We start from the raw sequence: 19,282 nt of genomic DNA, 5'->3' as shown, positions 1-19,282 counted from the left end.
GTACGAGCTCTTAGAAAAGCGGGCGGAGTAACAGGTCCGAGATATTGTGCAGGCACGCATATACACATTTCGGCAGACGATTACACTCCGCAGCAGATACGCAATCTTGTAAATATTTTTGCAAGTAAGGAGGACTTTCTGTGGGACGCTTTGCAGGTTTCTTCTGCTCGTGAATCCTACTGTCACAAGATGGATAAGCAGTTCATCGAGGAAATTAACCGAAAAAAGCCTAAAGATATGGAAGAAATAAAGGGGCTTTGGTATCACGGCAGAATGAGCGAACAGTTTCAGCATTACTCAAATAGCCGATATGTTATCTGCAATCTGCACTCATTCTTTCAGCATGGTCATTACGAGATAAGGGCATACAACGGAAGTCTTCATGCAGGAGAGGTAAGAAGTCAGATAGTTCTTGCGCTTGCCATAAGCAATGCGGCAATGACTAAGAAATACTGTTTTCCGCACGTTTCGCAAAGCGATAATATGCGGTACAGCTTTCGTGTATGGCTTTTGAATCTTGGACTTATCGGAGATGAGTTCAAGAATTGCAGAACGCATTTGCTAAAACATTTGGATGGCGATATTGCATGGCGGCACCCGGAGGACGGAATAGCCGCAAGAGCAAAGCTGAAAGAAAAACGTGAAGCTGAACGGCAAGCCGCCCGTGGGCAGCGTGTCGAGCCTGTAAGCGAGGTTCAGGAGTTAAACGAAAATGTATCCGATGAAAATTCAGAGCCGACAGAGAGCGAATGTGAGAACTTTGAAGAAGATGAAGAAATGGGCATGGAAATGTCCACATTCAAAGGTTGTAGGAACATCAGAAATCAAGGATTATGAATTAGAGTTCAGGGGCGTTGCAACAATCGTTCCGAATAAGGGTGCAAGAGTTCCCGTTCTGATATGGGAGCTTGACGAAAGGGATTTGCCTACTCTTAACAAATACGAAGGCTACCCCAGTTTCTACAGGCAGGAAAAAATGACCTTTGAAATGGACGGAAAAACCTACGAAGGTATGGCATATCTGATGAATCGTGGGACAATTTCTCCACCGAGTCAGCAGTATTACAACACGATTTTGCAGGGATACAGAGAAAACGGTTTGGACGAGAAATATCTTCAAACAGCTCTTGAAAATTCTCAGCAGCTTGAGTATTACGTGAATGATGAATTCGATGAGGATTTTGATGATGATTACGACCTTGACGATGATATGCAGATGAGATTTTAAGGAGAGTGGTTGAATGAAATACAATGGTTTTTATGTGAAAATATCTCCCGATACTGATCTGCATCGGGAGGATAAGGACGGTAATGATGTTCGCTGTAACGGGTTTACAGTTGAAGTCTTTGCAGATAAGTCCGAAAAGCTTGAAATTGATGTTTTTTCGGCTGCGGTGAATTTTGAACTGCTGGAAAACAGTATATCTGAGGTTGAACAGTTTGCTAAAGATTATGTGGATTGTGAGGAAAAAGAATATCGCAGAATGATCGATGAGTTCAATGAATATTGACCGGGAGGAATAATTTTTAATCGGAATGGTCATAATTTATATTGTTTTAGATATGCATCCATTTGGTATCAGCAAGACAAGTTAGAAAGCTTGCAAATCCTTTATTTACGAGGGTTTGCGAGTTTTTTGTTTTACAATAAAAAAAGCTTCCGAACAGCCGCTGACAACTGCTCGGAAGCTAATGCTTTACCTATTATATATCGCTTATCCCTGCACTATCTTTCTTCTTGCACATGATCCTATACCCCACTCTCCCGTAAATAAAACTCAGAACCCAGCCTGCCGGCATTGACAGCCATACTGCCGATACGCCTATGACCGATACTAGAGCGTAGGTGAAAATAATTCGGAACGTGAGATTTATTATGCTTCCGGATAAAAACAGCTTCAAACACCCAAGCCCCCTTAACATTCCGTTGAAGCTTGAATTTATTCCCATTATTATATAACAAAACGCAAGGTCTGTCATGTAGCCCATGCCTGTTTCTATGGCGGAAGCTGAGGAGCTTGACAAGTCCATAAAAAAGCCCAAGAATCGCCGCCTGAGAAGCATTATCACTGCAAATTCTATCACCGCTATGCCTGCGCATAACAGCACGCTCGCCTTGTAGCCCTCTCTGATACGCTCTTTTTTGCCTGCCCCAAGATTTTGTGCTGTGTAGGTGGATACCGCATTTCCGCAAGCTATGAACGGCATTATGGCAAAGGAGTCTATCTTTGAAGCCGCCGTGTACCCTGCAAGCACGTCCGAGCCAAAGGGATTGACGGCAGACTGCACTATTAACATTCCCACCGACACCACTGACTGCTGTATCACCGATACTGCCGCATAGGACGACATCTCTTTTAACACTGCCCCCGAAAAGAAGCTGAACTCTGCTCTTTCATGGTCTTTTATGTATACCTTGTCAGTAAGAAGCAGAAACGATATCACTGCCGATACTCCCTGAGCAATGAAAGTCGCCCATGCCGCACCTGATACGCCCATGGAAAATCCCCCTACAAACAAAAGGTCAAGCCCTATGTTCAGCAAAGAGGACATCACAAGCAGATGAAAAGGCGTCTTTGAGTTGCCAAGAGCACTAAATACCGACGCTTGCACGTTGTAAAGAAACATAAACGGCATACCTAAGGAATATATCCGCAGATAGTTTGCAGCGTCATTTATGATATTCTGCGGCGTTTTCAGCAGTCTTAAAAGCGGCATACTAAGCACCACACCAAGCACCGCTATCAACGCTACGACCATAAGTGAAAATATCAGCACAGTGGAAATGCCCGTCTTGACCTTTGACTTGTTCCCAGCACCGCAGTATTTCGCTATAAGCACCGATGTTCCTATGCCCGTACCAGTTGCAACGGCTATCATGACCATTGTCACTGCAAAGGAAACTCCCACCGCCGCAAGAGCTTCGTCACCATTTATCTTGCCCACTATTATGGTGTCCATGGTGTTGTAAAGCTGCTGAAAAAGGTTTGCAAATATAAGAGGCTGTGCAAATCGGAATATTATTTTCTTAGGGTCGCCCTCTGTCATTATTACATTTTCTGGCTTATTCTTCAAATTCTTCACCGCCTGTGAATGTGGGTATGTATCTTTGCTGGTTTACGTCAAAAAGCCCTTTTTCCGTCAGCCCCACCTCTGGGATAGTCTGACACAGCGACACTGTAAGCACCACCGTCATACGCTGTATGTTTCCCCCTGTGAGGGCAAGGGCTTCTCTGAAAGCTTTCTGTGCCTTTATCTCGCCTGTGATGTTTTCACCGCTTAGTATGCCTGCCACTGGAAGGGAGTAAAGCCCTGCCACCTTACCGTCAATAGCCATAGCCGCACCGCCGCCGTTAGCTTCAATAGCTTTCACAGCGCAAAGCATATCCGCAGGGTCAACGCCCGATACAACGACATTATTGCTCTCCTGAGCAAAGCTTGCGGCAACAGCTCCCCTTTTAATGCCAAGACCTTTTATAAAGCCACTGCCTATCTCACCACTCCTTCCGAAACGCTCCACAACGAATATGGGCAGAATATCGGCTTTTGTATCACCGCATACAATGCCGTTGCTGACTTCAAGCCTGCCTTTTACAAGCCTTGTGACTATGCCACCCTCGGGCTTTTCAATTGCATTTGCAGTAACATAACCCCTCTCAAAGCCTGCTTTTATCTCAAAAGAATGGCTGTCAAGCCCTCTGGGCAATATCACAGTGTTTTTAAGCTCAGGATAGCAAGTTATGTCAAACTCATGCCTGCAAAGAAACTCGCCGTTTTCAGCCACAAGCCTGCCATGGTGATAGACCTTTTTCACTGTCACATTTTCAAGGCTATCCATAAGCAGAAAATTCGCCTTTTTTGAGGGAGCGACCGAGCCTATGATATCGTCAACACCATAGTGCCTTGCGACGTTGAGAGTAGCCATTTTTATCGCTGACACAGGGGAAATACCGCATTTCACTGCAATGCGCAGAGCATTATCTATACAGCCGTTTTCCTTTATATCCTCCGCAGATTTGTCATCAGTGCAGAACATTATATCGTCCGTAGGGATATGATTTTTTACTATCCCCTCGCAAAGAGTTCGGCAGTTCGGCTCTATAGTTCCCTCTCTTACCAACACCGCCATTCCGCAGGCTAGCCGCTGCTCAAGGTCGCTTATGCTTTCGCACTCATGGTCGTCACAAAGCCCGGCGCAAGCCGCCTGCTGAACGTCACGAAATCCCATTGACGGACAGTGACCGTTCACCTTTACACCTGCCCTTTTTGCGGCACCGAGAAGCTTTATTATCTCCTCATTCCCGACCACAGCACCGCTTATCTCACCCACAGTTTTCGCCCTGCACTCTTTGATAACATTGGTGATATCGTCCTGCGTTTTCAGGGTGGAAAGATACTGCGAAGAAAGCTGCAAAAAGCTTTCTATGGGCATTTCCCCAAGCATTTCGCATATAGCTTTTATGCCCTTAAGACCAAAAGTATTCGACATCTGCATAGGGTCAAAGAATACACAGCCCGTTCCGTGTGGCACTGCGCCCTCGCAGTATGCAAAAGGCGTGAGCTTTGAGGACTCTATGTGCATATGAGCGTCGATAAAAGAAGGCGCAAGATACATTCCTCTGCAATCAATAAACTCTGTTGCTCTAGGCTCAAAGTCAGGGCAAACTGCGGCGATAATGCCGTTTTTTATCCCCACCGAGCCGCTGTCTATTATCCGTTCTCTGTAAACGTCAACTATCCCTGCGTTGTAAAAATAAATATCAAAAGGCAGCTTACCCTTAGCCGCCAGTATAAGTTCCTTTAGCTGCCGATCATTCATAAGCTGCCTCTTTCAGATACAAATATTATCAGTGTTTATATAGCGACTTGTTCAGCGCAAGATTGCAAAGCACATTGATTATACATCTTGACGCCGCAAGTGAAGTTATCTCGCTCACATCAAACGGAGGAGATACCTCCACAACGTCCATTCCACAGATACCGGGAGCTGTCACGAGCTTGAGAAGCCTTAAAAGCTCTCTCGGGAGCATACCGCCAAAATCAGGGGTGCCAGTACCCGGGCAGAAAGCAGCTTCCAGAACGTCTATATCAAGGCTCACATACACTGCCTTACAGCCCTTCCATGCAATATCCAGGGCAAGCTCTGCCACCTTGTCGATACCATACTTGTCTATATCCTCCATTGAGATCGCAGTACAGCCGCTGTCACGGGTGAATTTTGACCATGACTTGCAGCAGTTTCCGCCTATGCCTATCTGCACAAGATTTTTTGCGCTGAGGTTAGGCAGGTGAGTGGAATGATACCATTCTGTGCCGTGCATTTTTTCGTCCATTTGGATAGCGTCGCAATCGCTGTGGCGGTCGATATGGATAACGCCGATATTGCCGTCGATATACTTTGAAATGCCCCTGAGCGTAGGGAAAGTGGTAGAGTGGTCGCCCCCAAGAACGATAGGCGTTACTCCCTGAGAGAATATATATCCTATGCCCTTTGTTATCTGGTCGAAAGTCTTTTCGGCATTTGCAGGAAGTGTGTAGATATCTCCTGCGTCGCAAAGCTTTATGTTTTCGTATAGGTCAACGCCATAGTCAGGGTTGAAAGGGGATATCTGCGAAGAAGCGTGTCTTATGCCGACAGGGCCAAGTCTTGTGCCTGAGCGGTTTGACGCTCCGCTGTCATATGGGATACCCACCACTGCAACGTCATATTCCGACACCTTATGGATATCCTCGCAGAAAGGACTTCTGAGAAAAGTTTCGTGGCTTGTGTATGTAGGACCGAGATTTGTTCTTGCAAAACAGCTCATGCCCTCGCTTTTAATGCTGTCCGCAGGCTCTAATCCAAACTCAACGGCTCTCTTTGCCATTGTAGGAAATCTTGTGTTGCCAAATTCATCAAATCTTGCCGCCGTTTTCATGGCGTGCAGTTCATTTCTGTCTATCATGATCATTTCTCCCTGCTTTCTTTTATAAGCGGAAACTGAAGCTCCGCAATAGTTTCATCACTGTTGTCCGTAAGGGTTATGTCTATACGGTATATCATCACCCCGACGCTTCCAAGGGTGTAGCCATGCTCCTGTGCAAGACAGCGCATTTTCATTATGAGCTCACCGAAATAGCTGTAGCAATTTCTGTGAAAAGCGCAAACGTATTTTCCTCCTGCCACTGTTGTGAAGCTTTCCTTGTCAGCCTGATCTGCCGAGCAGAACACCATAGGGCAGACCTCGGAATCCATATCGTCAGGGTCAACTGAGTTTTTTATGGTCATTGCCACCTTATCAGTGGCAAGCACAGGTGAAGTTCCGCCTATAGCCTCCTCAAGCTTCATAAACTCTATACCAGTGAGATTTGTTCTGAACTTGTTGCTCTCCCCTTTGAGGGCATATCGTTCAGGAAGCTCCTTTATAACAGGGTCATCAAGCTTGAAATCTGTGTTGTTAAGCTCTCTGATAAATTTAAGCTTTTCTTTCAGCACACGGCTTATTTCAAGCTTATCCGCTATCTCCTGCTGTAAAAGCTCATAACGCTGTCTGAGAACACGCTCGGACTTTTCAAGGTTTCTGTCGCTGAAATAGTCCTCTATTTCTTTCAGTGATAAGTTCAGCCTGCGAAGCTCTTTTATAGTGCCAAGCTTTTCACACTGCTGTGCCGAATAAAACCTCCGCCCTGTGAGCTTGTCAACATAGTCAGGTCTTAAAAGTCCTATCTTATCGTAATATCTAAGCCGTTCGGTAGGTATGTTTCGATACTTTGCTATCTCGGTTATGCTCAGAAGCTTTTCCCCATTCGGGACAAGCTGTCCGTTTTCGTCTGTATAAAACACAGTGTATTTCATATCATCAGTCATATCTTGTCCCCCATTCCAATTATTATGGCAGCTTATTCAAGAGCCTGCTCGTCCTCTGCCCCTGTTCTTATCTTCACAACGTTTGCAACGTCATAAACAAATATCTTTCCGTCGCCTATCTTGCCCGTATAAAGCACCTTTCTGATAGTGTCGATAAGAAGTCCAAGAGGAACAGTGCTTATAACTATCTCCACCTTTATCTTAGGCAGAAGCCTTGATTCAAGCTCAGAGCCTCTGTAAAGCTCAGTGCTTCCTTTTTGTATTCCACAGCCGCTCACCTGCGTAACTGTCATGCCTGTTATATCAAGCTTATCCAAAGCATTTTTCAGCATCTCGAACTTTGCGACGTTCATAAGAACGACCACCTTGTGCATCTTTCCGTCCGCCTTGTAGTCAGAAGCGTTAAGCTCTGAGGCTTCGTCTATAGCCCTCACCTTTGAAGGCTCGTCAGCGGCAGCGGTGATGAACTGAGCAGTGTTGAGAAGATCCGCATAGCTGCTTGAAAGTCCATGCTCGCACTTGTCAAGACCAACTATCTCTGTGTTCTCGCTAACTCTCAGACCCATTGTTTTCTTTATCACGGTGAACACTATCACCATAATAAGCGCTGTCCATGCCGCCACTGAAAGCACGCCTGCAAGCTGTATAAGCAGATCCTTCGGGCTTCCTGAATATATAAGACCGCTTTTCTTTGCGAAAACGCCCGTCATAAGCGTTCCCCATGCTCCACACAGACCGTGAACACTTACCGCACCCACAGGGTCGTCAGCCTTTAGCTTTGTTATAAGCTCAACACCAAACACCATTACAAAGCCTGCTGTTATGCCGATAAAGAATGCTCCTCCTGCCGAAACTGTGTCACAGCCTGCGGTTGAAGCCACAAGTCCTGCAAGTGCTCCGTTAAGGGTCATTGTCACGTCAGGTTTGCCGTAGCGCACCCATGTGATGAACATTGCAGCTATTGCGCAAGCCGCCGCAGATATGTTTGTGTTAAAGAAGATATCCCCAAGCTTTGCCGCCGCATTGTCGCCCTGAGCGGTGAGAAGCGAGCCACCGTTAAATCCGAACCAGCCTATCCACAAAATGAATATGCCCAAAGCTCCGATAGTGAGATTATGTCCCGGTATGGCTCTCGCCTTGCCGTTTTTATCAAACTTGCCTATCCTTGCTCCCACAAGCAGCGCACCTATAAGTGCGGTAGTTCCGCCAACAACGTGAACGGCAGTTCCGCCTGCGAAATCGTGGAAGCCTATACTTTTGAGCCAGCCTGCACTGTTCCATATCCAGTGACCTGTTATAGGATAAACTATTCCGCTCATAACAGCCGAATATGTAAGATAAGCCTTGAACTTTGTTCTGCCTGCCATTGCTCCTGAAACTATAGTCGTGGCAGTTGAACAAAAGACAGTTGCGAACATAAGAAACACTCGCTTAGGCAGATCTCCTGCGGCTGCAAACTTTCCTGCTGCGAACAGGCTTGGCGTTCCGATAAATCCTCCTATGGAGTCGCCATACAAAAAGCTGAAGCCGATAACCCAGAAAAGAACAGAGCCTATGCAGTAATCCATAAGGTTTTTCATTATTATGTTGCCTGCATTTTTTGCTCTGGTGAAGCCTGTTTCCAGCATTGCAAAGCCTGCCTGCATAAAGAATATCAAAGCTGTGCAGAGAAGAACCCACACGGTATCCAGAGATGAATACATTATCGCACTTCCTTTTTCATATTATTTCTTATTTTGCCACATGAACGTCTGCGTAACTGAAGTTATACCAGAACATCGGGCTTGGGTCATATGTGAACTTGTCGCTTACTGCGTAAACATCAGATGATGTGTAAAGTCCAAGGTAAGGGCACTCATCAGCAAATATCTTATATGCGTCAGTATAGTAACCCATTTTCTCAGCGTCGTCTGTTGTCTGAGCCGCTTTATCAAGAAGTCCGTCTGCTTCTGTGCTTGTCCAAAGTGTTTCATTCGTTCCGCCCTCGCAAGCGTTAGAGCCTGCATATAATGTCTTTAACATTCCCATAGGGTCAAGAAAGTCTGACATCATGTATGTGCCGACTGCGTTGTAATATCTCTCGCCGTTATCCTTTGTCTTGTAGCCGAACATATAGCTGAAGATATCGCTGTCAGGCACTTCCACAAGATTCATTGTGATAGAGCCGCTTGCGTCTACCATTGACTTGAGAAGCTCAGCCTGCTTCTGCGTCTGTGAAGTCGTATAGAAATCGAACTCAAAGCCGTCAGGATACTTTGACTTTGCAAGACATTCCTTTACCTTGTCATAATCCTGAGTATAAACATCGCTTTCGGCAATAGTTGAATCCCACTTATCCTTATCCATATACATCATGGATTCGCTCATTGGAACAACAGCCGACTGCTTTGCATAATCGCCGCCGATAGTTGTTGTTATCTGTGAACGGTCGATACAATATGCAACAGCCTTTCTTGCCCACTCGTCATCAAACGGCTTTGAAGCTGTGTTGAATGCGATATAGTTTGAAGTCGTTCCCTCGCATGAGAGGATATTGAAGTTCTGACAGCTCTGATATACAGACATAACGCTGTTTGACATACCCTCGACAAAGTCTATCTGTCCGCCCTTTGCCGCAAGTGCTAATGCGCTTTCGTCCTCGATAACGTAATATTCTACCTTGTCGATATCGAGAGTATCAGGGTCGCCCCACCAGTTTTCGTTCTTTTCAAGAACTATCTCGCTTCCTGATGACCATGAAGAAAGCTTATAAGGACCTGTGCCGACAGTCTTTCCGTCAGCAGTGCCGTACTTGTCGCCTTGCTCCTCTGTTACAGACTTCTCGACTATAGTGCAGGCTGATGTTGCAGGAACATACTGCCATGATGAGTCAGGCTGCTTAAGATGAACTGTCAGCGTCCAAGTATCATTGTCGGCTTCAAAGCTGTCAACGTTTGCAAAAAGATAGCTCATATAATAGTTGTCTTCTGTTACTCTGTTAAGAGAATAAAGCACATCGTCCATTGTCATTTCATTGCCGTCTGAGAACTTTACTCCCTGTCTTATCTTGTATGTGTATGTAGTATCGTCAACCTGCTCCCAAGATTCTGCAAGGGCAGGTTCAACTTTTGTGCCGTCATGTGAGAAGTTAAGAAGCGTGTCATAGCAGTCATAACCTGTGAGAGTTGCTGCCACGATAGTGAAGTCGGCAGGGTCAAATGATGACGGCTCCTGAGTATAGCCTACTCTGAGAACTGTCTCTGAATTTCCTCCTGAAGAACCTGAGCCTGAACCGGAACCTGTGTTGTTGAAGCAGCCTGTCATACAGCTTGAAACTGTTATTGCCAATGCAGCAGCGGCCGCGATCTTGCGTGAGAATTTTTTCATGATAACTTTCCTTTCTTCAAAAGATTTATTACATATCCGAAGCAGTCTTGCTGCGGTCAATGCCTAGTGGGAAATGACAGGCAACGTAATGCCCGTTTCCAATGTCTTTGAGCTTTGGCGTGCGGTTGTCGCACAAGCCCTCTTTGAAATATCTGCACCTGCCTGCAAAGCGACAGCCCTCGGGGATATCCACTGCGTTCGGTATATCTCCCTCCAGCAGGATATGCTTCTTATTTTCAAGAGGGTGTTCCTTTGGCTTTGCTGAAATAAGTGCCTGAGTGTAAGGGTGAGCAACGCTGTTATATACCTGCTCCACCGTACCCATTTCCATTACCGCTCCCAGATATACCACCGCTATCCTGTCGCAAACGTGACGGACAACGTTCAGATCATGGGAGATAAAAAGTATCGTCTGCCCTTTATCCTCTTTCAAGTCCAGCATAAGATTCAATATCTGCGCCTGCACAGAAACGTCAAGTGCCGAAACAGGCTCGTCTGCAAGAATGAAATCAGGCTCCAGCATAAGCGCCCTTGCTATTGCAAGCCTTTGGAGCTGACCGCCCGAAAGGTCTTTAGGATATCTTGTGAGCAAATCCTCCGGAAGCGCTATATACTTCATAAGCTGTTTTATCCTCGCCTTGTAGACCTCAGGCTTTATCTTATGCACCTTTGCAGATTCTTCAAGGCTAAAGCGTATAGTCTTTTTCGGGTCAAAGGAAGCAAGAGGGTTTTGAAAGACCATTTGCATTCTTGAACGCAGCTCCTGCTGTTCCTTGCGGCTCACATGAGTTATGTTTTTGCCGTCAAAATATATCTCGCCTGAATCAACGTCGATAAGCTTCAGAACGCATCTTCCTATGGTTGATTTGCCCGAGCCGCTCTCGCCTATTATGCCGAATATCTCGCCTTTGTAGATATCAAAGCTAACATCATCAACGGCGTGGATATATCTCGTCTTTGCCTTTGCAAGCTTGTAATTGTCAAGGCAGAAATACTTTTTCAGATCTCTGACGCTTATAAAAGGCTGTCTGTCTTTTTCTTTGCTCATTGTGATGTCACCTCCCGCCACTTGAAGCAAGCTGTGCTGTGTCCCTCAGACACATTTTCTGTAACAGGCACGCAGCTTCTGCATTTATCGTCAGCATACTTACATCTTGGTGCAAAGGCACAGCCCTTGAACTTTTCATACAGAAGCGGAGGGCTGCCAGGTATGCTTTTCATTCTTTTTTCTGTGTCGCTCTCTCTTGGATTGCTTTCAAGGAGCGCCTTTGTGTATGGGTGAGCAGGGTGGTCGAAAATATCCACAACGCTTGCGGTCTCAACAGCCTTTCCTGCATACATTACAGTTACGCTGTCGCAAATCTCAGCCACAACACCAAGGTTGTGAGTGATGAATATTACCGATGTTCCGCTTTCCTGCTGGAGCTTTTTTATAAGCTTTAGTATCTGCGCCTGGATAGTAACATCAAGCGCCGTGGTAGGTTCGTCTGCAATAAGAAGCTTCGGCTCGCATATAAGCGCCATTGCTATCATTATTCTCTGTAACATTCCTCCGCTCATTTCAAACGGATACTGCTCGTATCTTTTCTCTGCAGGTGTTATGCCTATCTTTTCAAACATCTCGATGACCTTTTCTCTTGCTTCACGGCGATTTAAGTTTTTCTTCGCCCTTAGCATTTCTGCTATCTGCTCGCCTGCTTTCATGATAGGGTCAAGGGAGGTCATAGGGTCTTGGAATATCATTGCGGCTGTACTGCCCCTGAAATCACGGAGCTGCTTTTTGCTCATTGCAAGAACATCTTTCTCGCCGCTGTCATCTCTTATATAGATATCCCCTGCATATCTGGTGGTCTCCTCGTTATGGAACCTTATGACCGACTTTGATGTTACGCTTTTTCCGCAGCCGCTCTCTCCTACGATACCATGTATCTCCCCTTGCTTCACTTCAAGGTCAACGCCCTGAACGGCGTATACGATACCTCTAACTGTCATAAAGTCTACAGAAAGGTCTTTTATTTCAAGAACGTTTCCTTTTTTCATCTTTTACGCCTCCCCGTTTGCCTTAACTGCTGAAAGCTTCTTTATGCCGTGTTTCTTTTCGTATTTCTTGAATGACGACAGCTTTCTTGATGACAGGTCAAGATAGTTCTGAACACCGTCGCTGAAAAGGTTTATGGATACTGTTACAAGTATTACGCATATTGCAGGTATAAAAAGCAGTGCCGAGCTATTATAAAGGTTGCCCATGCCGTCACGGAGAAGCGTTCCCCAGTCGGCATTCGGAGCCTGAACGCCAAGTCCCAGAAAGCTCAGAGTAGCCATTGATGTGATAGCCGTACCGATATCAAGTGTGAACTGCGATATCATAGGTGTGATGATGTTCGGCAGGATATGCACGAAAATTATCCTTGCGTCTGAAAAGCCCATTGATTTGCAGGCTTCAACATACACCGCCTTTTTCTCTGTCATTATCATTGATCTTGCGGTCTTTGTTGTAAGAGGGATATAAGAAATGCCTATGGCGATGATACCTGTCATCATGCCCTTTCCCATTACCGCAATAAAGATAAAGGAAAGAAGAAGTGGCGGTATTGCGCTTATAACGTCCCACACCCTCATTACGATACTGTCAAGAGGACCTCTGTAGTATCCGCAGATAAGCCCAAGAGGAACACCTATTACTACCTCTATGGCAACTATAAGAAAGGCATTCAGAATGGAAGTTCTTGCACTGCATATGAGCCTTGAAAAAAGATCTCTGCCAAGTCCGTCAGTTCCGAAAATGTGTCCCTCAGAAAAGGCTGGAGCATATATGGCATTCACGTCTGTGGCAAGAGGGTCATACGGTGCGATAACGCTTGCAAAGAGCGATACGAAAACTATGACCGCAAGGAATATTCCCGTCACCGCCACAACAGGTGTGAAAAACGTTCCTGCTTTATTTTTCTTCTTCATTAAAAATCCCACCTTATTTAAGATCAACTCTCGGATCAAGAACGGTATAAAGTATGTCGATAACAAAACTCATTACAAGATAAGCTCCAAGCATGAAAAGCACAAGTATCTGAACTATTGGAAAATTGTTTTCCTCTATCGCCGATATGAGCAGACCGCCTATACCGGGAAGAGAAAAGACCTGCTCAACTATTACTGTCGAGCCTATAGAGCCTGCTATCATATATCCTGCAACTGTTATAACAGGAATAACGGCGTTGTGAAAAGCGTGCTTGTAGGTTATGTTGCTTTGCTTTAATCCCTTTGCAGCCGCTGTTGCGATATAAGGGGATTGAAGCTGACTTATCATGTTGCTTCGTGTGATACGTCCAAGCATCGCAACGAACGTCAGCGCCATTATCAGGCTCGGTATCATTATACGCTGTAAGAACTCTCCGAAATTTGTATATGTTCCGATAAACGAATATCCAGGAACGTACTTTGTCATGAAAATAAGTATCAGTATGCTTACCAAAAATGACGGTGCACCTGAAAGCACAAGCATAAGTCCCGAAATTGCTGCGTCTGAGGGTCTGCCTTTTCTCAGCGCCGCTGCAACTCCCATTATAACAGCTATCACTGAGCCTATGACGGAACTCATTATCACAAGTCCGAATGTTATTGGAAGCCTTGACATTATAAGACCTTTTACGTCCTGACCGTCAACATAGTCTGTGCCGAAGTCGCCTGAAAGAACTCCCTTTATCCACCTGAGATACTGTATATGCACAGGGTCGTCAAGGTGATATTTTTCTGTAAGAGCCTGTCTGAGTTCAGGAGTGGATTGATTGTTCCCTATCATTACTGTGAGAGGGTCTGCGTCTGACATTCTCAGAACAACGAACACCAGAAAGGATACCAAAAACATTATGACTATCATTGAAAGCAGCCGTTTGATTATAAATCTGAACCTTTTCACTTTACATTCCTCCTATATTTACAGCTGCGCTTTGCAGGATTTTCTTTCTTGACCTTCATTTTGCTTTTTGAAAATAATTTACTCCACGAAACTTTTCTTTCGTTATACCTATGATATATCCTGTAGCAACTACAACTGCAATACTGAAAATCAGTCATTTTATATTTTATATATAAACTTTTTATTAACGTAAGCTGTCTTTTAAACTTACAGAAAATGTTGTATGAATAAATAAACTTTATATCCTGCATTTTGTTCATATTCACAAATGTAAGAAAAGAGGGGCGCTCCAAAGCAGAAGCACCCCACAAATGAAGATTTGGTAATCAGTAGAAAGCTTAGTCCTCGAACATCTTTCTTGCAGCGAAGCATATCATCTCGGCAGTGAGATCAGTGCCGTATTCGCTTACGTCGATCATAAGATGTTTGTTGTCACGGTCACCACGATTTTTGCCTGTGACGTATTTATAATAGTTGTGGCGCTGGCGGTCAACACGTTTTATGAGCTTGTCAGCCTCCGGCCATGAAAGGTCATAAGTTTCACACATATGCTTTATCCTTGCTTCCAAAGGCGCATAGAGAAAAACGTTCATGTGGTTTGGATATTCTCTGAGAACATAGTCTGCACATCTGCCGAAGAATATGGCGGATACACGCTTGTTTGCAAGATCTCTGATGATATCAACCTGCGCTTTTACAGCCTTGTCGGAATAAAACTGCGTTGATGAGCCGTAGCCGAATGACTTCAGCAGGCGGTCAGCGTTCTTGTCAAGCATTTCCTCACTGTCAAGAAACGAGTCACGGCTTATGCCTGCACGCTCCGCCGCCATATCTACAAGGTCCTTGTCATAAAACTCCACGCCAAGCTCAGCCGCCGCCTTTCTTGCGACCTCTCTTGCGTTGCAGCCGAACTCACGGCTTATGGTAATAATAAACTTTTTCATAGTCTATGCTCCTTTTTTATTTATGAGATTTTCTTTAGTGGCGGCTATCCTCCGCTCCTGTCTGGCTTTTATCTGAATCTTCGGCAAATTCCAACCGAATTTCACCGACATGAGCCTTAGGGAAAACGTCACCGCAAGGCTCACCATGCAGGCAGGCATGAATGACATCATGCCATAGCAAAGCAGAAAAGCCGCTGCACCTGTGGCAGAAGCGCAGGCATAAATGTTGCCCACAAATATCTCAGGTTTCTTGTTCACGAAAATATCCCTGAGAACTCCGCCCCCAACGCCTGTTATAACTCCTGAAAACACAAGCAAAAAAGTGTTGTCTGACACTCCGCTCCTCATTGCCGCTGTTATACCTGTAACAGTGAAAATGCCAAGCCCTATAGTATCGAGCATGAGCATTGCAGTATCATAAAGCTTCAACGCCTTGCCCCCCAGGTCGCCTTTTACAGCCAAGGCAGCAAACACAAGCACCGATATCAAAGCCGCCGCACTCATTGCGAGGGGGTCACGAAACGCCGCCACAGGATGACTTCCGATGACGATATCACGCATTATCCCACCGCCCACAGCCGTTGTCACTCCTATTATTATAACGCCGAAAAGGTCAAAACGCCTTTTTATCGCTGTCAGCGCACCGCTTGCCGCAAACGCTGCAGTGCCGATAAGTTCAAGTATCGTAACGATAACATCAAAACGCTCATTCATTCAACGTCCCTGCCTGCATATTTGTGTATCTTCCGCACCGCCGTCGCCTGACTTATGCCAAGCTTCTGTGCCACAGCCACAGATGTTCTGTATTTTTCATAGGCTCTCATCACAAGTCCGCTTTCGTAAAATTCAAGCATATCCTTTAGGGAGGCATTCTGTGCAAATACCTCAGACGAACCGCCTGTTATCCTGTCAGGCAAGTCGAAAACGTCCACCTTTTTCTTCTCGGTAGTAAGAACGATACGCTCGATAGTCCTATGCACCTCGTCGATATTTTCTTTCCAATCATATCCCAACAAACAGCCCATGGCACGAGGGGTGAACTCAACGCTCCGTGAGTATTTCTTGTTTGCCGAGCCGAGATAATAGTCGATAAAGCTTTTAAGATCCTCCGCACGCTCGCCAAGAGAATACATCTGCACCTGATAAGGCTCGAACTCGCTTATAAACTCCTCCGACAGCTTGTCAGCACCTTTAAGCTCCTCCACCGAATGTTCAGAAAGCCCCACAGGCACAATGCCTGCTTTTGCGCATTTTTCAAGGACTGCCCTTTGAAGCCTAGGCGACAGCCTGTCTATATGCTTTATTATCACAGCGTAAATGCCCGAAAGCGGCGATATCATCGACCCCTCTCCAAGAAGCTCCTTTTCTATGACTTCTTCCCCGACAGGTGCGCAGTCATAGGTGTAAAGCGTTCCTTTTTTGCCGTATATAGTGGAAGCAAGATAGCTTTTGCCGCTTCCTGTGGGACCATAGATGTAACACGGACAGCCTGCGTCACAGAAAACTCCTGCAAGCCGCCTTGCGTCTCTTGAACGGCTGCTTTGGGCGATATAACGCTGTCCACCGTCACGTCCTGTCATAAGCTCTATTTCATCAAGAAGCTTTTTGTTCTGATACTGCAAAACATTGTAACGCTCCCGCAGGTCGTCAAAGCCTGTTATCTCCCAAGAGGAATAGCTTATTATCATCTCAAGCTCTCCGTCCTTGAATACCGGTATTCCCGTGACGAAAGTTTCCTCATTGTCAACGCCTTTTTGCACTGTTGTGACACGCTTGTGGCTTTCAAAAACCATTTGCGTCACGCAAGGGGAAAACATCTTCATCATTTCCTCTGAGCCTGCGAATTTACCTATTATGTCAGAGCCTTTTACGCTTCTGCCGCTGAGATAGGAGTTTGAAACAAATCTGAACACTCCGCTGCTGTCGGCAATAGTCACTCCTGGGTGGATACTTTCGAGAATGTGCCCTAGCTGCTCATAATCCATTTGTCTGCACTCCTTTCTGCGGCTTTATAGTTTACACATTAAGTATCTTTGAGAAGAACTGCTTTGCACGGTCGCTCTTAGGGTGCTTGAACACTTCCTCAGGGGTGCCGTCCTCGATAACATAGCCGCCGTCCATAAAGCAGACTCTGTTTGCCACCTCTGCCGCAAAGCCCATTTCGTGTGTGACAACTATCATTGTCATTCCTGCCTTAGCCAGGTCTTTCATAACGTTCAGAACCTCGCCAACGAACTCAGGGTCAAGGGCGGAAGTCGGCTCGTCAAAGAGTATGACCTCAGGCTCCATTGCAAGGGTCCTCGCAATAGCCACACGCTGCTGCTGACCGCCTGAAAGCTGAGTAGGATAAGCGTCTGCCTTGCCGTCCATTCCAACTCTCGCAAGAAGCTCCATGGCTTTCTTCTTTGTTTCTTCCTTGTTAGCCTTTTTAACCTGAACAGGACACTCCATGACGTTTTCAAGCACTGTTTTGTGCGGCCAAAGGTTGAACTGCTGGAACACCATTCCAACATTCTTTCTTATGACCTTTGCAGCCTTTTCGTTAAGCTTTTTGTTGTGCTTGTCCTCGTCGATGCCCTTTAGGGAAACTCCGCCTATATCTATTTCGCCTGATGTCAGCTCCTCGAGATAGTTCAGGCATCTGAGAAAAGTGCTTTTGCCAGAGCCGCTAGGGCCGATAACGCTTACCACCTCGCCCTTGTAAATATCCATATCTATTTTTCTGAGGACCTTAAGCTCCCCGTAATTCTTTGCCAGATCGTGAACCGATATAACAGGCTTTCTGCTTTCAGCCATTGTATTTTACACTCCTTTTTCGTCAGATAGCAACACGGTTGTTGTGCTTTTCTATACATCTTGATGCGAACTCGATAACAAGGTTCAGCGCCCAGTAAAGAACGCCTGCACAGATATAAACTATCAGAGGGCTGAAAGTTATACCGATAGCTTCCTTTGTCATCATTGTCATTTCTGCAACTGTGATGATAGAAAGGATAGATGAGTCCTTAACAGTCTGAACAAACTGTCCTGTCAGTGACGGAACGATTATTTTCAAAGTCTGCGGGAAAATTATTCTCACCATTGTTTTAAATCTTGACATTCCCATTGCATATGAAGCTTCAAACTGTCCCTTTGGGATAGCGCTGACGCCGCTTTCAAGAATAACTGCGGTATAAGCCGCTGTGTACATTCCAAGAATTATAACGCCTGTTGAGAACGCTGAAACGTTCAGACCAAGAGCAGGGAGTCCGTAATATGCAAGATATACCTGCACCATAAAAGGGGTGCATCTGAATATCTTTATAAACGCCCTTGCGATAAGCTCAACCGCCTTGTTTTTTGAAAGGCACATATAGCCTACCGCCGAGCCTAACACTATTGCAATAAGGATAGACAGCACCGATATTGCCGCCGTTGTTCCAAGACCCTGCAAAAGCAGCGGAAGCGCTATTTCCGCAACGTGCATAAATTCGTTCATATATCTGCGCCTCCTTATCTTCTTTCAAGTCTTTTCTTCTGAAGCTTTACAAGTTCTTCAAGTCCTGCGCAGATAACAAAATACATAACTGCAATAGCAATATAGAAAGGCAGGTTTATGTATGTCTGCGTTACAAGACGCTGAGCCGTTCTTGTAAGCTCTACGATTGCCAACACAGAAAGCATCGGCGACACCTTTATAACGTTTATGAACTCGCTTGTCAGCTGCGGCAAAGCTACCTTGAATACCTGTGGGAAAACTATCCTCATTAGTATCTTTGGCTCGCTCATGCCCAAGGCTCTGGCCGCCTCCGTCTGACCCTTTGGCACAGCCGTAAGCCCGCCACGGATTATTTCTGCAATAAATCCGCCGCTGTTAAGGCTAAGAGCGATTATGCCTGACGCCAGGTTTGAAAGATTCAGACCCATTACTGCAAGCGCCTGATATATAATGTATATCTGCACCAGCACAGGCGTGCCACGGACAAAGCTTATATAAACTGCGACTATCTTTTTCAGTATCCTTGAAGGAAGCGAATCGCCGCCCATTCTCATCACCGAAAGCAGCATACCAACGCAAAGTGCTATAAGTATCGCTACAACGGATACGAATACTGTATAGCCAAGACCTTTCAGCAGCAGGTCTTTATAATGCCATACTATGTTGAAATTCTCCATTGATATATAATGCTCCGCCATTTGCGACGAAGCATTTCCTCCTTTCAAAGATGCTTT

Annotated in this window: 19 protein-coding genes; 3 read left to right on the top strand and 16 right to left on the bottom strand. The window is 45.6% G+C overall.

Annotated features, from left to right (window positions below; all coding sequences use genetic code 11):
- From WS40_RS06370 to WS40_RS06360, 3 genes are all read left to right on the top strand, one after another.
- A partial coding sequence (locus WS40_RS06370) for an amidoligase family protein (RefSeq protein ID WP_325208461.1) occupies positions 1–837 on the top strand: 837 nt, incomplete at its 5' end.
- The gene (locus WS40_RS06365; RefSeq protein WP_325208462.1) at positions 770–1,228 is read left to right on the top strand and encodes a gamma-glutamylcyclotransferase family protein; all 459 of its coding nucleotides are present in this window, start codon (positions 770–772) and stop codon (positions 1,226–1,228) included. The genes WS40_RS06370 and WS40_RS06365, both read left to right, overlap by 68 nt.
- Before the next feature lie 13 nt (positions 1,229–1,241).
- Positions 1,242–1,511, top strand: a complete 270-nt coding sequence (locus tag WS40_RS06360; RefSeq protein ID WP_046441127.1) for a hypothetical protein — start codon at positions 1,242–1,244, stop codon at positions 1,509–1,511.
- Positions 1,512–1,704: 193 nt separating this feature from the next.
- Here the strand turns inward: WS40_RS06360 and WS40_RS06355 are convergent, their stop codons facing one another.
- The 16 genes from WS40_RS06355 to WS40_RS06280 form a co-directional block, all read right to left on the bottom strand.
- Positions 1,705–3,075 carry an MATE family efflux transporter gene (locus WS40_RS06355; RefSeq protein ID WP_325208460.1) on the bottom strand — a complete coding sequence of 457 codons (1,371 nt, stop codon included), beginning with the start codon at positions 3,073–3,075 and terminating at the stop codon, positions 1,705–1,707.
- Positions 3,065–4,819: an adenine deaminase C-terminal domain-containing protein gene (locus tag WS40_RS06350; protein WP_046441124.1), complete on the bottom strand. Its 1,755-nt coding sequence runs from the start codon at positions 4,817–4,819 to the stop codon at positions 3,065–3,067. The genes WS40_RS06355 and WS40_RS06350 overlap by 11 nt, the downstream gene beginning before the upstream one ends.
- Positions 4,820–4,847: 28 nt before the next feature.
- Positions 4,848–5,945, bottom strand: a complete 1,098-nt coding sequence (gene speB / locus WS40_RS06345; protein WP_046441122.1) for an agmatinase — start codon at positions 5,943–5,945, stop codon at positions 4,848–4,850.
- A gap of 2 nt (positions 5,946–5,947) precedes the next feature.
- Positions 5,948–6,847, bottom strand: a complete 900-nt coding sequence (locus tag WS40_RS06340; RefSeq protein ID WP_038672593.1) for a MerR family transcriptional regulator — start codon at positions 6,845–6,847, stop codon at positions 5,948–5,950.
- 32 nt (positions 6,848–6,879) lie between these two features.
- Positions 6,880–8,550, bottom strand: coding sequence for an ammonium transporter (locus WS40_RS06335; protein WP_046441119.1), 1,671 nt, complete (start codon positions 8,548–8,550; stop codon positions 6,880–6,882).
- A gap of 28 nt (positions 8,551–8,578) precedes the next feature.
- Positions 8,579–10,213: an ABC transporter substrate-binding protein gene (locus tag WS40_RS06330; RefSeq protein ID WP_046441117.1), complete on the bottom strand. Its 1,635-nt coding sequence runs from the start codon at positions 10,211–10,213 to the stop codon at positions 8,579–8,581.
- A gap of 28 nt (positions 10,214–10,241) precedes the next feature.
- Complete coding sequence (locus WS40_RS06325; protein ID WP_046441115.1) at positions 10,242–11,261, bottom strand: ABC transporter ATP-binding protein; 1,020 nt, start codon at positions 11,259–11,261, stop codon at positions 10,242–10,244.
- Positions 11,258–12,253 carry an ABC transporter ATP-binding protein gene (locus WS40_RS06320; RefSeq protein ID WP_046441113.1) on the bottom strand — a complete coding sequence of 332 codons (996 nt, stop codon included), beginning with the start codon at positions 12,251–12,253 and terminating at the stop codon, positions 11,258–11,260. The genes WS40_RS06325 and WS40_RS06320 overlap by 4 nt, the downstream gene beginning before the upstream one ends.
- Before the next feature lie 3 nt (positions 12,254–12,256).
- Positions 12,257–13,168, bottom strand: coding sequence for an ABC transporter permease (locus WS40_RS06315; protein WP_046441111.1), 912 nt, complete (start codon positions 13,166–13,168; stop codon positions 12,257–12,259).
- A gap of 13 nt (positions 13,169–13,181) precedes the next feature.
- Positions 13,182–14,126 carry an ABC transporter permease gene (locus WS40_RS06310; RefSeq protein WP_022286944.1) on the bottom strand — a complete coding sequence of 315 codons (945 nt, stop codon included), beginning with the start codon at positions 14,124–14,126 and terminating at the stop codon, positions 13,182–13,184.
- A 338-nt stretch (positions 14,127–14,464) separates the two neighbouring features.
- Positions 14,465–15,070: a cytidylate kinase-like family protein gene (locus WS40_RS06305; protein WP_046441110.1), complete on the bottom strand. Its 606-nt coding sequence runs from the start codon at positions 15,068–15,070 to the stop codon at positions 14,465–14,467.
- A 3-nt stretch (positions 15,071–15,073) separates the two neighbouring features.
- Positions 15,074–15,784: a trimeric intracellular cation channel family protein gene (locus WS40_RS06300; protein WP_046441108.1), complete on the bottom strand. Its 711-nt coding sequence runs from the start codon at positions 15,782–15,784 to the stop codon at positions 15,074–15,076.
- On the bottom strand, positions 15,781–17,055 hold the full coding sequence (locus WS40_RS06295; protein ID WP_046441106.1) for a sigma 54-interacting transcriptional regulator: 1,275 nt from the start codon (positions 17,053–17,055) through the stop codon (positions 15,781–15,783). Before WS40_RS06295 ends, WS40_RS06300 begins: the two co-directional genes overlap by 4 nt.
- Positions 17,056–17,086: 31 nt before the next feature.
- Positions 17,087–17,866: an amino acid ABC transporter ATP-binding protein gene (locus tag WS40_RS06290; protein ID WP_046441104.1), complete on the bottom strand. Its 780-nt coding sequence runs from the start codon at positions 17,864–17,866 to the stop codon at positions 17,087–17,089.
- A gap of 22 nt (positions 17,867–17,888) precedes the next feature.
- Complete coding sequence (locus WS40_RS06285) at positions 17,889–18,548, bottom strand: amino acid ABC transporter permease (RefSeq protein ID WP_046441103.1); 660 nt, start codon at positions 18,546–18,548, stop codon at positions 17,889–17,891.
- A gap of 14 nt (positions 18,549–18,562) precedes the next feature.
- Positions 18,563–19,273 carry an amino acid ABC transporter permease gene (locus WS40_RS06280; protein WP_325208459.1) on the bottom strand — a complete coding sequence of 237 codons (711 nt, stop codon included), beginning with the start codon at positions 19,271–19,273 and terminating at the stop codon, positions 18,563–18,565.
- Positions 19,274–19,282 lie beyond the last annotated feature (9 nt).

Source organism: Ruminococcus sp. N15.MGS-57 (genome assembly GCF_000980385.1).
GTDB lineage: Bacteria > Bacillota > Clostridia > Oscillospirales > Ruminococcaceae > Hominimerdicola > Hominimerdicola aceti.
The sequence above is the reverse complement of the archived record's forward strand: the minus strand, read 5'-3'. Positions and strand labels throughout refer to the sequence as shown.

What these genes read in the sequence shown, in the direction of transcription:
- WS40_RS06365 (WP_325208462.1), top strand. Translation starts at nt 770, where the DNA reads ATGAAGAAATGGGCATGGAAATGTCCACATTCAAAGGTTGTAGGAACA.
- WS40_RS06360 (WP_046441127.1), top strand. Translation starts at nt 1,242, where the DNA reads ATGAAATACAATGGTTTTTATGTGAAAATATCTCCCGATACTGATCTG.
- WS40_RS06350 (WP_046441124.1), bottom strand. Translation starts at nt 4,819, where the DNA reads ATGAATGATCGGCAGCTAAAGGAACTTATACTGGCGGCTAAGGGTAAG.
- speB (WP_046441122.1), bottom strand. Translation starts at nt 5,945, where the DNA reads ATGATAGACAGAAATGAACTGCACGCCATGAAAACGGCGGCAAGATTT.
- WS40_RS06340 (WP_038672593.1), bottom strand. Translation starts at nt 6,847, where the DNA reads ATGACTGATGATATGAAATACACTGTGTTTTATACAGACGAAAACGGA.
- WS40_RS06335 (WP_046441119.1), bottom strand. Translation starts at nt 8,550, where the DNA reads ATGTATTCATCTCTGGATACCGTGTGGGTTCTTCTCTGCACAGCTTTG.
- WS40_RS06330 (WP_046441117.1), bottom strand. Translation starts at nt 10,213, where the DNA reads ATGAAAAAATTCTCACGCAAGATCGCGGCCGCTGCTGCATTGGCAATA.
- WS40_RS06325 (WP_046441115.1), bottom strand. Translation starts at nt 11,261, where the DNA reads ATGAGCAAAGAAAAAGACAGACAGCCTTTTATAAGCGTCAGAGATCTG.
- WS40_RS06320 (WP_046441113.1), bottom strand. Translation starts at nt 12,253, where the DNA reads ATGAAAAAAGGAAACGTTCTTGAAATAAAAGACCTTTCTGTAGACTTT.
- WS40_RS06315 (WP_046441111.1), bottom strand. Translation starts at nt 13,168, where the DNA reads ATGAAGAAGAAAAATAAAGCAGGAACGTTTTTCACACCTGTTGTGGCG.
- WS40_RS06305 (WP_046441110.1), bottom strand. Translation starts at nt 15,070, where the DNA reads ATGAAAAAGTTTATTATTACCATAAGCCGTGAGTTCGGCTGCAACGCA.
- WS40_RS06300 (WP_046441108.1), bottom strand. Translation starts at nt 15,784, where the DNA reads ATGAATGAGCGTTTTGATGTTATCGTTACGATACTTGAACTTATCGGC.
- WS40_RS06295 (WP_046441106.1), bottom strand. Translation starts at nt 17,055, where the DNA reads ATGGATTATGAGCAGCTAGGGCACATTCTCGAAAGTATCCACCCAGGA.
- WS40_RS06290 (WP_046441104.1), bottom strand. Translation starts at nt 17,866, where the DNA reads ATGGCTGAAAGCAGAAAGCCTGTTATATCGGTTCACGATCTGGCAAAG.
- WS40_RS06285 (WP_046441103.1), bottom strand. Translation starts at nt 18,548, where the DNA reads ATGAACGAATTTATGCACGTTGCGGAAATAGCGCTTCCGCTGCTTTTG.